This window comes from Stenotrophomonas sp. FSL W7-1447 (genome assembly GCF_037966425.1).
In the GTDB taxonomy this organism is placed as follows: domain Bacteria; phylum Pseudomonadota; class Gammaproteobacteria; order Xanthomonadales; family Xanthomonadaceae; genus Stenotrophomonas; species Stenotrophomonas pavanii.
Window position 1 is genome coordinate 2,987,557 of record NZ_CP150199.1, and the last position, 11,966, is coordinate 2,999,522.

The window sequence follows — 11,966 nt, forward strand, 5'->3', positions numbered from 1 at the left end:
ACCCTTCCGGCAGCGACGGACCCACAGCGGGCACGTCGCTGCCGCAGGCTCAGGCCATTGAAGGCCCGCGGTTCTCATGCTGGCGGCTTTCGAGGGCGAGCTGGTGCTCGCGCTGCCGATTGTCACCGGCCAGATCATTCACCGATTCCTCCATCGAGCGCGCGGGTTGTGCCGTATCCACACTGGCGCGCTCACCGGGAATCAACCCGGCAACCCACAGGCGATCTCCGGCCATCATCACCCGGTCGACGCGCGCGGCATCATCGATGCCGTTGCGCTTGGACTCCAGCACTGCCTGCATGACGTGCTCGTCGCCGATGGTGCCAGGTACCCCCTGGCGGATGCGCTCGAACAGCGCTGCGTCCCTGGGCGACAGCGATTCCACGCCATTGGGCTGCGGTGCGGGCTCCGGCGCGGCCGGACCAGCGACCGGTGGATTCGCCGCTGCCTGCTGCCGCGCCCGCACCTGCTCCGGCTGGAACTCCGCCCGCGTATAGGGCGGACGCTGCGGCGGCCAGTTCTCCGCGCGGTCGAACTCGGTGGTCGGCGCATGCTCGCGAGCGACGGCGGCATCGTTCAACTGCCGGCGCGCGTCCGCGTCGATGACGCCGCCGGGGCGCAGCGGCAGGCCATAGTCCTGCTGGAAGTTGCGCATGGCCGCCTGCATGCCGGCATCAAACGTGCGCGCATCGCGCTCGGCACGCGGGTTCGGTTCGGTCAGGTACCCCAACGCTTCCAGCTGGCGGCGCATCTCGAACACCGGCTCGCCCTTCTCACCAGGGCCCAGGTTGCCGTCGGCCAGCGGCCCGGTCAGGTCGGTCACCGTCCGGCGCTTGAAGTCCGGATCGACCGCCAGCGTGTCGCTGCGCATGCGTTCCAGCAACGCATCATCGATGCGGCCATCGGCCGGATCGATGCCGCGCTCGGTCTGGAAGCGGCGCACGGCCTGCTCGGTGGAGGCGCCGAAATCACCGTCGGGCTTGATCGCGGCATTGGCGTTGTTGCGGATGTCCAGCCGCTGCAGGTACTGCTGTGCCTCCAGCACCTGCTGGTTGGCGTCGCCGCGGTGCAGGTCCATCGCCCCGGCGGGCGCCTGGAGGGTCGGCACCGGCATCTGGAAGTCTGGTTGCTGCACACGCTGGACCAGGCCGGCGACCTGCGATTCCCATTCAGTGGCCCGTGCGGCGATGGCGTCTGGATAGGGACTGCCGTTGTTCAGCTCACCGCCATTGACCGAGGCCCGCGCCTGCCGGTAGTCGGCATGGTTGGCGTTGACGTGGTCGGACAGCCGCGCACCGAACATGCCATCGCGCATCCCCACTACCAGCACCTTGGTGGCGATCTCCGCCTGCGCGGCCCGTTCTGGATGCTCGACCAGCTCGCGGCCCATTCCCAGCGCCTCGCCCAGCCGCTCGTAGTTGTTGACGTGGGTGAGGTGCGCAAAGCCCCGGCCGAAATACTCTTCGCCGCCGAAGTAGCGCAGATCCACCGCCTGCTTCCTGCCCCAGTCTTCCTCGGGCGCGGCGAAATCACGCGATTCGTGCTGCGCCGTGGCCAGCACGTAGGCAATCTGCCGATGGTCGGTAATGCCGTTGTCGATGCAGGTACGCACGATCATCTCGACCGACTGGTCCCGGGTCAGGCCGAAGCCTGACCCACCTTTTCCATAGCCTTCGCTCATCCTTCAGCTCTCCAGTTCCGGAACGCATCCGTTCGTCGGGGGAAGACCTACTTCAGCAGGTCCGATTCGGTCGGGGCTTCGCCCTTGCAGGTGTCATAGCGGCGCTGCAGCAGCGTGCGCGGCTCCGTTCCGCGCAGCTGAATGACCTTGTCCTCGCGCTCGCACGGGCTGACCTTCGCGCGCAGCACGAACCGCCCATTGTCGATATGGTCGATGTCGCGTCCACCGATGGCCGCTTCCAATGCCTTGGCACGCACATAGCGGTTGCGCTTGGCATCGAACAGATAGAACGCATGCACCGGAACGTTGTAGACACCGTTGTTGTCCTGCCAGACCTGCAGGTCCGGCACGCCATCGCCATCGAAATCCGAAACGGCCAGCAGCCCGGCGGTCGCACCCTGGGCACCGGTGCCGGCGCGGGTCAGGCGCGGCTGCACGTCCGTGACCGCCACGTTGCGCCCACCACGGGTCACGCCCATGCTCCGCACCTGGCAGGTCGTCACGTTGTCGGTGCCGCTGCAATCGGTCACCTGGAAGACCACCTGCAGTGCAGGCGTGATCCTGCCCTCGCCGGGCCGCAGGACGATCCTGCCCTGTGTGTCGGGCGCGACATCGGCGGTATGCACAGCGACCTGCGCCGGCGCCGGGGCTGCCTTGGCTTCCGCCACCAGCGCCGCCGCACCGCCGCCCTGCAGCTGGCGGGCACGCAGCAGGGTCATGTGCGTGCGGCATTGCTGTGAATCCAGCTGGGCAGCGGCCGTGCCGCCTTCCGGGCACCGACTGTCGCGCTGGCGCAGCCATTGCCGCTGCAGATCGCGCAGCACCTGCTGATCACTGGCGGTCAGTGTGGCGCGCGCCGCGCTGTAAGCGGCATTGAGTGCATCGTCGTGCACCTTGAATTCAGCGTCGGCACAACGACGACGGGCGTCCAGCGCGGTGCCTGCGGCCGCCATGCAGGGCGCATGGGCGGGGCTCAGATAGCGCGCATCGCCCGCGATCAGTTCGGCACCACTGGGCACCTTGCGTGCGGCGGGCTGCGGCGACGCCTGCGCGCTTGCCCACAGGCACGGGCCAAGCAGAAGCAGTCCTGCCAGCAACCGGGTGGCACGCCCCGGCAGGCGTTCGGAGTTCAGCATGCGTTTCCTTCCCTGGGGGGCGTTGGCCGGCCCCGTCCTGTTCCGATGATGGATGCTGCCCGGTCGCCAGCGCAACTTGAGCGACAGCGGTCACAGCCCCGCATGCGTGTTCAGGCCGGCGATCGCTAGTTCGGCAGGGCGAAGGCCATCACGTAATCGCCGTTCGGGGTTTCCATGAAGTGATGGCCGCCGGCCATGATCACCACGTACTGGCGCCCACCCTGCTCGTACACCATCGGCGTGGCCTGCCCGCCGGCAGGCAGCGTGGCGTGCCAGAGCTCCTTGCCCGTCTTCAGGTCGATGGCGCGCAGCAGGTCATCGGTAGCGGCGGCGATGAAGATCAGTCCGCTGGCGGTCACCACCGAGCCGCCATTGTTCGGCGTGCCGATCTCGATCGGCAGGCCGGAACGAATGCCGAACGGTCCATTGCCGCGTGCACTGCCGAACGGACGGTCCCACAGCAGCTTGCCGGTACGCAGATCGATGGCACGGATGCCGCCATAGGGCGGCTGCTTGCACGGCAGGCCGGTGAACGGCAGCCGCCAGCCAGCGTTGACCTGGATGCCGTACGGCGTGCCCACCTGCGGATCGCCGGCACCCTCGCCACCGCCCCTGTCGGCACGGATCTTCTCGCGCGGCAACCAGCCCAGCCGGTCGGCTTCAGCACGTGGCACCAGCCGGTTGTAGTTGGGCATGTCGTTGTAGTTGGCCACGATCACACCGCGACGCGTGTCGATGGACACGCTGCCCCAGTCCGAACCGCCGTTGTAGCCGGGGTATTCGATGGAATGGCGATCACTGCTCGGCGGCGTGTAGATGCCTTCGTAGTACGCCTTGCGGAACTGGATGCGGCAGACCACCTGGTCGATCGGAGTGATGCCCCACATGTCACGCTCGGTCAGGTTTTGCTCCCGACGCAGCGTGTGGTACAGCGAGAACAGCTGCGTGGGAGAACGCTGTCCGGGTTCGACGCCGCCCACCGGTACCTTGCGCTCTTCGGCGGCGGTCAGCAGCTGGCCGTTGCGGCGGTCGAGGATGTACAGGTCCCCCTGCTTGGTCGGCAGCAGGAGCGCCGGCACCTTGCCTGCCGCCGTCGGGTAATCGATCAGGCTGGCCTGCGAGCCCAGGTCGTAGTCCCACACGTCCTTGCGCACGGCCTGGAAATGCCAGACCGGCTTGCCGGTGGCCACATCGAGCGCCACCAGCGAGGTCGAATAGCGATTCTGGCTTTCGGTACGCGAGCCGCTCCAGTAGTCGCCTGCGGAATTGCCCAGCGGCAGATAGACCAGCCCCAGTGCTTCATCACCGGTGGCGGTGGTCCACATGTCCGGCGTGCCGCGCGTGTAGGTCTGCTCGCGCGGCGGCAGCCCGCTGCGCTCTGGCCGGTCCATGTCCCATGTCCAGCGCAGCTTGCCGGTGATCGCGTCGTAGGCCTGGATCACGCCCGAAGGTGCATCCCGGCGCTGTCCATCCAGCACCTGGTGGCCGGTGACGATCACGCCGCGCACGATGGCCGGCGGCGAGGTGATCGACACATAGCCAGGTGGCACCTCGCCCATGCCCAGGGTGATGTCGACCTGGCCGTTGTTGCCGAAATTCGCGCAGGGGCGGCCACTGTCGGCATCCACCGCGATGATGCGGCCATCCAGCGTGCCTTCGATGATGCGGGCCGAACAGGCCGGACGACTGCCCGGTGCGGCGCTGCGGCTGCCGCTGGGCGGCGGCTCGGGCAGGGCCAGATCGGCAGCGACGTCGGCCAGCACCGCATCGGCGAAGGTCGGTGTGGCGGGTTGCTCGTAATAGCTCACGCCGCGACAGGCGGCGGTGTACGGAATCGAAGCATCCCGCACCTTCGGGTCGAACCGCCACAGTTCCTCGCCGGTGGCGGCATCGAGCGCGATCAGGCGATTGCGCGCGGTGCACAGATAGAGGCGGTCACCGATCTTCAGCGGCGTGGTTTCCGCGCCCCAGCGCTTCTTCGGCAGGTCACCGGTGCGGAACTGCCAGGCCGGCTGCAGCGTAGCCACGTTGGCCGGAGTGATCTGCTGCAGCGGCGAATAACGGGTGGCCGCATTGCTGCGGCCCCACGCCGGCCAATCGCCCGCGGCAGGTTGGTCGGCCGGCTGCAGGCCGGTGGTATCGCGCGTGGGTTCCAGTCCGGCGCTGGCCGCGCCTTCGGGGAACGGCTGCTGCCCGTCCACTTCGCCGTGCGGCGCGAAGGCCAGGCCAAAGGCGCACACGAACACCAGCATCAGCACGCCGGCCACGCTGCGCGACAGGCGCCTGGAGACCGGTTCGCGCAGGGTCGGCGCCAGCAGTGCCAGCACGATGCCGAGCACCGTCACCAGGCCCAGCCGCGGCACCCAGCGCCAGTAGTCACTGCCCGATTCCCACCAGGTCCACAGCAGTGTTCCGATGAACACCAGCGCATACAGCAGCGCTCCGCTGCGACGGTTGCCAAACAGCAGGAGGCCACTGGCCAGGAGGCCGAGTCCGGCGATGGCGTAGTACGCCGAGCCGCCAAGGCTGAGCAGCCACGCGCCGAGCCCGCCGATGACCAGGCCGAGCAGGACCAGCAGCAGCGACAGCACGGTGACCAGGGGATGCCGGGAGGCACGGACGGGAGCGGGAGCGGACTGCGGCGTGGCGGACATCGTCGATCTCCGGGGGCAGCATGCGCCGTTATCCCACCGCCAACGTGAAGCGCGCGCGCACGGGCGGCATCCGGATACGACGACGCCGGCACTTGGCCGGCGTCGTCGGGTACCTCAGGCTCGCGGCAGGATCAGTCCTGCGCGGCGTCCTCGCTGCTGGCAGCGGCCGGGGCGCCGTCGGTCGTGGCCGGCGCCGCCACGGCCACCTCGTCCTCGTCCTCGTCGATCGAGGCGTCCATGCGCTCCACCGCCTGCAGCTTCTCGTCCTTGGACAGGCGGATCAGGGTGACGCCCTGGGTGTTGCGGCCGACGCGGCTGATTTCCGAACCACGCGTACGCACCAGGGTCCCGCCATCGGAGATCAGCAGGACTTCGTCGCTGGAGCCCATCAGCACCGCGGCGACCAGCTTGCCGTTGCGCTCGGTGGTCTGGATGCCGATCACACCCTGCGTGCCACGCCCCTTGCGCGGGTAATCCGGCAACGGGGTGCGCTTGCCATAGCCGTTCTCGGTGGCGGTGAGGATGTACTGCACGCTGCTGTCATCGGCGCCGTCGATCACCGCATCAGCGCTGGCCGCGGCGTCCTCGACACCATTGTCGTCCTCGTTCTCGTCCTCGATGCCACCGGCACTCTCGGCCACGATCAGGCTGACCACTTCCTCGCCCGGCGGCATCTTGATGCCGCGCACGCCGGTGGCGGTACGGCCCATCGAGCGGACCTTGTCCTCACCGAAGCGCACGGTCTTGCCGTTGGAGGCGAACAGCAGGATGTCGCGCTCGCCGTCGGTCAGGCCGACGCCAACCAGGGCATCGCCCTCGTCGAGGTTGATCGCGATCTTGCCGCGGGCCAGGCGGAAGGCGAACTCGCCCAGCGGGGTCTTCTTGACCGTGCCGTTCCGGGTGGCGAAGAACACGAACTGGCCATCGGCGTATTCGCGCACCGGCAGCACGGCCTGCACGCGTTCGCCCGGCTCCAGCGGGATCCAGTTGATGATCGGACGGCCGCGGGCGTTGGAACCGGCTTCGGGCAGCTGGTAGACCGGCAGCCAGAACACCTTGCCCGAACTGGTGAAGGTCAGCAGCGTGTCATGCGTGTTGACCAGCCACAGCTGTTCGATGAAGTCCTCTTCCTTGGTCGCCGCCGCGCTGCGGCCACGCCCGCCGCGGCGCTGTGCGCGGTAGGCACTGACCGGCTGGCGCTTGACGTAGCCGGCGTGCGACAGCGTGACCACCACGTCTTCCGGCGCGATCAGGTCGAGGATGTCCAGGTCCTCTTCGCTGTGGCGGATCTCGGTGCGGCGCTCGTCGCCGAACTCGGCCTTGACGTTGACCAGTTCCTCGCGGATCACCTGCAGCAGGCGGTCGGGATCTTCCAGGATGTGGATCAGCCCGGCGATCACTTCCAGCAGCTGCTTGTACTCGTCGGTCAGGCGGTCCTGCTCCAGCCCGGTCAGGCGGTGCAGGCGCATTTCCAGGATCTGGGTGGCCTGGATCTCGGTCAGCTGGTAGCCGCCCTCGATCAGGCCCACGCCCTTGGGCAGGTCTTCCGGACGCGAGGCTTCGGCACCGGCGGCACCCAGCATCGCACCGACCAGGCCGGGCTCCCACACGCGTGCCAGCATGCGCTCGCGCGCTTCGTTCGGGTTCGGCGAGGTCTTGATCAGTTCGATCATCTCGTCGATGTTGGCCAGCGCGACGGTCAGGCCTTCCAGCACGTGGGCACGGGCGCGCGCCTTGCGCAGCTCGAACACGGTGCGGCGGGTGACCACTTCGCGGCGGTGGCGGACGAACGCCTCCAGCATCTGCTTGAGGTTCATCAACTGCGGGCGGCCATCGACCAGCGCCACCATGTTGATGCCGAACACCGATTCCATCTGCGTCTGCTGGTACAGGTTGTTCAGCACAACCTCGGCAGATTCACCGCGCTTGATCTCGATGTAGATGCGCATGCCGTCCTTGTCGGACTCATCGCGCAGCTCGCTGATGCCTTCGATCTTCTTTTCCTTGACCAGCTCGGCGATCTTCTCGATCAGACGCGCCTTGTTCACCTGGTAAGGAATTTCAGTGACGATGATCGACTCGCGGCCGTTGTCGGCCACTTCGATGTCGGCCTTGGCACGGATACGCACGCGGCCACGGCCGGTGCGGTAGCCGGCGACGATGCCGGCGGTGCCGTTGATGATGCCGGCAGTCGGGAAATCCGGGCCCGGGATGTACTCCATCAGGCCATCGACATCGATGTCCGGGTTGTCGATCAACGCGATGCAGGCATTGATCGACTCGCTCAGGTTGTGCGGCGGGATGTTGGTCGCCATGCCCACCGCGATACCGGCCGAACCATTGACCAGCAGGTTCGGGAACCGGGTCGGCATGACCGTCGGCTCCAGTTCCTTTTCATCGTAGTTGGGCTGGAAATCGACGGTTTCCTTGTCGATGTCGGCCATCAGCTCATGCGCCAGGCGCGACATGCGCGCCTCGGTGTATCGCATCGCCGCAGCGGAGTCGCCGTCGATCGAACCAAAGTTACCCTGGCCGTCGACCAGCATGTAGCGCAGCGAGAACGGCTGTGCCAGGCGCACCAGCGTGTCGTACACCGACTGATCGCCATGCGGGTGGTACTTACCGATGACGTCACCGACGATACGCGCCGACTTGAAGTAGGGCTTGTTGCTGTGCGCGTTGAGTTCGTTCATCGCGTACAGCACGCGACGATGCACCGGCTTGAGGCCGTCGCGCGCATCCGGCAGCGCGCGCCCCACGATCACGCTCATCGCGTAATCGAGGTAGCTCTTGCGCATCTCGTCTTCCAGGTTGACCTGGATGATTTCCTTGGCGGTTTCTGCCATTCGGGTTCCGTTGTCTGGTAGCGGTCCAGTCCGGCGCAGCCCTCTGCGGGAGGGGGTCGCGCCGGAACCTCGATTCAACCTGTGGATACTACCACAACGGGCTGTTTTCCGCCTGCCTTTACGGGGATTTTACCGGCACAAATCAGGAACTTAGGGGGTTGCCGGCCAGCGGCCGGCACTACCGGGGCGGCGGTCGCGCCGCCCTCCCCTGCGCCTCAGCTGCCGAAGGCGGTGCGCATGTTCTCGGCGGTCGGGTTCAGGATCACCCCACGCTCGGTCACGATGGCGTCGATCAGCTCGCCCGGGGTGACGTCGAACACCGGGTTCCAGGCGGCAATGCCCTCGGCGACGGTGCGGGTGCCGCCCACGCCGTACAGCTCGCCCGGATCACGCTGCTCGATCTCGATCTGGCTGCCGTCCACGGTCTCCATGTCCACGGTCGAGGACGGAGCGACCACCATGAACTTGACCCCGTGGTGGCGGGCGGCGATGGCCAGCTGGTAGGTGCCGATCTTGTTGGCGGTGTCACCATTGGCGCAGATGCGGTCCGCGCCCACGATCACCCACTGCACGGCGCCGGTCTTCATCAGGTGCGAGGCGGCCGAATCGGCGATCAGGGTGGCGTCGATTCCATCCTGCTGCAGCTCCCACACCGTCAGGCGCGCGCCCTGCAGCCACGGCCGGGTCTCGCCGGCGAAGACGCGGGCGATGCGGTGCTGGGCCATGCCGGCACGGATCACGCCCAGCGCGGTGCCGAAGCCTGCGGTGGCCAGCGAGCCGGTGTTGCAATGGGTCAGCACGCCGCTGCCGGCCTCGATCAGGCCGGCGCCCAGCGCGCCCATGTGGCGGTTGGCGGCCAGGTCTTCCTCGGCGATGGCCTGCGCTTCGGCCTCCAGCAGTGCCTTCCAGTCGGCGCCGGCGGCGTGCAGGCAACGGCGCATGCGCGCCAGCGCCCACGCCAGGTTGACTGCGGTCGGGCGCGAGGCATTGAGCCGCTGCAACGCCGGTTCCAGCTGCTGCAGGGCGTGCGCACCGTCGGCGGTCTGCACCCCGCGGGCGGCCAGCACCACGCCCCAAGCGGCGGCGATGCCGATGGCCGGCGCGCCGCGCACGGTCAACGCATGGATGGCGCTGGCGACCTCGTCGCTGTCATGGCAGACCACATGCTCGACCACGAACGGCAGCTTGCGCTGGTCCAGCAGTTGCAGGGCATCGCCGGTCCACAGGATCGGGCGGATGTGGTCATAACGGGCGTAGTCGATGTCGGAGGCAGTGTTCATGGGCCCATTGTAGGGCCACGCCCGGCAGCGTTGGAGCCCGCCCGGGCTCAATTCACCGAGAATTCGGCGCGGCAGCCGCCGTCCACCCAGATGCCGTTGCGGCTCCAGCCCCAGGTACTGCCTTCCTCGCACGGCGTGCTCGACAGCTGCTCGGACACGACCGCGCCAACGGAGATGCTGGCGCCGCAGAAACGCCGCTTCTTCGATTTCGATTCGCAGGTCAGGCGACGCGGCATGTCGACGAAGCGGCCATCATCGTCGGCCACTTCGAAATCGCCCTGGCAACCGCGGCTGGTCCAGATCTCATTGCGCTTGTAGCCCCACCCCTGCCCCTCGCGGCATGGCAGCACCGACAGCTGGCGCAGCAGGCGCACGGGGGCGCCATCCAGGCGCACCGGGCAGCTCTGCGGACGGCCATTGGATTCGCAGCGCACCACGCGGCGCACCAGCCGCTTGCCGGCGCTGTCCGCAGGCGGGGCCGCGCCCGCTGCGCGCCGGGCGCGGAACTCGGCCCGGCAGCCCAGGGTGACCCAGACGCCACTGCGGTCAGTGCCCCACTCGCTGCCACGGATGCAGCTGTTGCTGGACAGCTGGCGCACCAGGTCGACGCCGTTGGCGACCTCGATATCGCAGTGCACCCAGCCCATGTCGCGCGATTCGCAGGTCACCACTTCGCCGTCGTAGCCCACCTGCTGGGCCGACGCCGGCGACGGCAGCCAGGCACCCCAGAGCGCAATGGAGTACACCGGTGCCGCAACAACCGCGAACCACTTGACCAAAGCCTTCCCCACCAGGAATGGATGAACTGCATGCCAGTGTCCGGCATTGGCCGTGATAAGAGCATCATCCTGCTTACCGACGCAAGCGCGCAGGAGCGTCGATCCGTTCAGCCTCCGGTGTTCAGAAAGGCGCGACGGTCACGCGTGGGCGAAGTCGAATGCCAGCACGTCGGCAATGCGCGGCGTGCGGTTCATCGCCATCAGCAGGCGATCAACACCCACCGCCACGCCGGCACAGGCGGGCATCGACGGCAACGCCGCCAGCAGCGCCTCATCCAGCGCCGGCTGCACCTGCCCGCGCGCATGGCGTCGCTGCTGGTCGCGCAGGAAACGGCTGCGCTGCTCGTCGGCATCGTTCAGTTCGTGATAGCCGTTGGCCAGCTCCACGGCGCCCAGGTACAGCTCGAAGCGTTCAGCCAGCGGCGGCGTGCCCTCGCGGATGCGTGCCAGTGCCGCCTGGCTGGCCGGCCAGTCATGCACCACGGTCATCACCGCGTCATCGAACTGCGGCTGGATGCGGTGGGTCATCAGCAGGTCCAGCCAGTCATCGCGGGTCAACCCGACCGGGTCGATATGCACGTCGCCGAGCGCGGCGCGCAACGCAGCCTCGTCGGCCTCGAACGGGTCCACGCCGACATGCTGCTGGAACAGCTCGCGGTAGCTCAGCACGCGCAGGGTTGCACGGTGCCCGACCAGGGCCAGCGCCTGGCCGACCAGCTCGGCGGTTTCCTGCACCAACCGGTGGTGGTCCCAGCCGACCCGATACCACTCCAGCATGGTGAATTCCGGATTATGGCGGCCACCCGCTTCGCCGTTGCGGAACACGCGGCCCAGTTCATAGCAGTCGCCAACGCCAGCGGCGAGCAGGCGCTTGAGCGGATACTCCGGGGACGTGCGCAACCAGCGACGGCGGCCACCGGCGTCGACGTGGCCGCTGAAGTCGGTATGGAAACTGTCGATGTTAGGCTCAGTGTTGCCCGCGACCGACAGGATCGGCGTTTCCACTTCCAGCACATCACGCTCGGCGAAGAAGCGGCGCACCAGCGCATTGAGCGCGGCACGCTGCCGCAGTGCACGCAGCAGGGCTTCGCTCACAGGATGCCCTCCGGGCGCGGATGGTCCAGTGGCAGGGTCAGCAGGTCACGGGTGTCGTCGATGTAGCCGCTGGCCAGGTACAGGCGGCGGGCCAGTTCGTTATGGTGGTTCACCTCCAGGCGCAGGCGGCTGACCCCACGCCCACGTGCCCGCTGCTCGCAGATCGCCAGCGCCTGCTTGCCACGTCCACGCCCACGTGCGCGATGGCTCAGGTACAGCTCGTCCAGCAGCATGAAATGCCCGCCCTGCTCCAGGCTGAAGCCCATCGCGATCACCGCATAGCCGACCACTTCAGCCGCCTCGTCCAGCCACAGCAGCACTTCACCGTTGCGCGGGTCGGCCAGCAACGCATCCACGCCGCGGCGCACGCGCGCGTCGTCGAAGTCGATCCGGTCTTCGGCGTAGAACTCGCGCATCAACGCGATCAGCCGTTCCTCGTCGGCACGGGTGGCCAGGCGGAAATCGAGCGGGGCGGTCTGCATGGGTACTCCTTTG

The 11,966-nt window shown here is 67.9% G+C and carries 8 protein-coding genes; all 8 read right to left on the bottom strand.

Annotation, left to right across the window (positions count from 1 at the left end):
• Window positions 1-49: 49 nt before the first annotated feature.
• The 8 genes from NSQ78_RS14090 to NSQ78_RS14125 all read right to left on the bottom strand — a co-directional run bounded on the left by NSQ78_RS14090 (window position 50) and on the right by NSQ78_RS14125 (window position 11,953).
• On the bottom strand, window positions 50-1,681 hold the full coding sequence (locus NSQ78_RS14090; RefSeq protein WP_064238838.1) for a peptidoglycan-binding protein: 1,632 nt from the start codon (window positions 1,679-1,681) through the stop codon (window positions 50-52).
• Between the two features lie 47 nt (window positions 1,682-1,728).
• Window positions 1,729-2,817: a lysozyme inhibitor LprI family protein gene (locus tag NSQ78_RS14095; protein ID WP_064238839.1), complete on the bottom strand. Its 1,089-nt coding sequence runs from the start codon at window positions 2,815-2,817 to the stop codon at window positions 1,729-1,731.
• A 125-nt stretch (window positions 2,818-2,942) separates the two neighbouring features.
• Window positions 2,943-5,471: a membrane-bound PQQ-dependent dehydrogenase, glucose/quinate/shikimate family gene (locus NSQ78_RS14100; protein WP_064238840.1), complete on the bottom strand. Its 2,529-nt coding sequence runs from the start codon at window positions 5,469-5,471 to the stop codon at window positions 2,943-2,945.
• Between the two features lie 131 nt (window positions 5,472-5,602).
• The gene (gyrA, locus tag NSQ78_RS14105; RefSeq protein WP_049465861.1) at window positions 5,603-8,317 is read right to left on the bottom strand and encodes a DNA gyrase subunit A; all 2,715 of its coding nucleotides are present in this window, start codon (window positions 8,315-8,317) and stop codon (window positions 5,603-5,605) included.
• Window positions 8,318-8,532: 215 nt separating this feature from the next.
• Window positions 8,533-9,597, bottom strand: coding sequence for an S-methyl-5-thioribose-1-phosphate isomerase (mtnA, locus tag NSQ78_RS14110; protein WP_064238841.1), 1,065 nt, complete (start codon window positions 9,595-9,597; stop codon window positions 8,533-8,535).
• A 47-nt stretch (window positions 9,598-9,644) separates the two neighbouring features.
• Complete coding sequence (locus NSQ78_RS14115) at window positions 9,645-10,376, bottom strand: DUF3011 domain-containing protein (RefSeq protein ID WP_049465856.1); 732 nt, start codon at window positions 10,374-10,376, stop codon at window positions 9,645-9,647.
• A 138-nt stretch (window positions 10,377-10,514) separates the two neighbouring features.
• The gene (gene epmA, locus NSQ78_RS14120) at window positions 10,515-11,471 is read right to left on the bottom strand and encodes an EF-P lysine aminoacylase EpmA (protein ID WP_064238842.1); all 957 of its coding nucleotides are present in this window, start codon (window positions 11,469-11,471) and stop codon (window positions 10,515-10,517) included.
• On the bottom strand, window positions 11,468-11,953 hold the full coding sequence (locus NSQ78_RS14125) for a GNAT family N-acetyltransferase (RefSeq protein ID WP_040007425.1): 486 nt from the start codon (window positions 11,951-11,953) through the stop codon (window positions 11,468-11,470). Before NSQ78_RS14125 ends, epmA begins: the two co-directional genes overlap by 4 nt.
• Window positions 11,954-11,966: the final 13 nt, after the last annotated feature.

Excerpts from the sequence above, each read along its gene's own strand:
- NSQ78_RS14090 (WP_064238838.1), bottom strand. The coding sequence starts at position 1,681 with ATGAGCGAAGGCTATGGAAAAGGTGGGTCAGGCTTCGGCCTGACCCGG.
- NSQ78_RS14095 (WP_064238839.1), bottom strand. The coding sequence starts at position 2,817 with ATGCTGAACTCCGAACGCCTGCCGGGGCGTGCCACCCGGTTGCTGGCA.
- gyrA (WP_049465861.1), bottom strand. The coding sequence starts at position 8,317 with ATGGCAGAAACCGCCAAGGAAATCATCCAGGTCAACCTGGAAGACGAG.
- NSQ78_RS14125 (WP_040007425.1), bottom strand. The coding sequence starts at position 11,953 with ATGCAGACCGCCCCGCTCGATTTCCGCCTGGCCACCCGTGCCGACGAG.
- mtnA (WP_064238841.1), bottom strand. The coding sequence starts at position 9,597 with ATGAACACTGCCTCCGACATCGACTACGCCCGTTATGACCACATCCGC.
- NSQ78_RS14100 (WP_064238840.1), bottom strand. The coding sequence starts at position 5,471 with ATGTCCGCCACGCCGCAGTCCGCTCCCGCTCCCGTCCGTGCCTCCCGG.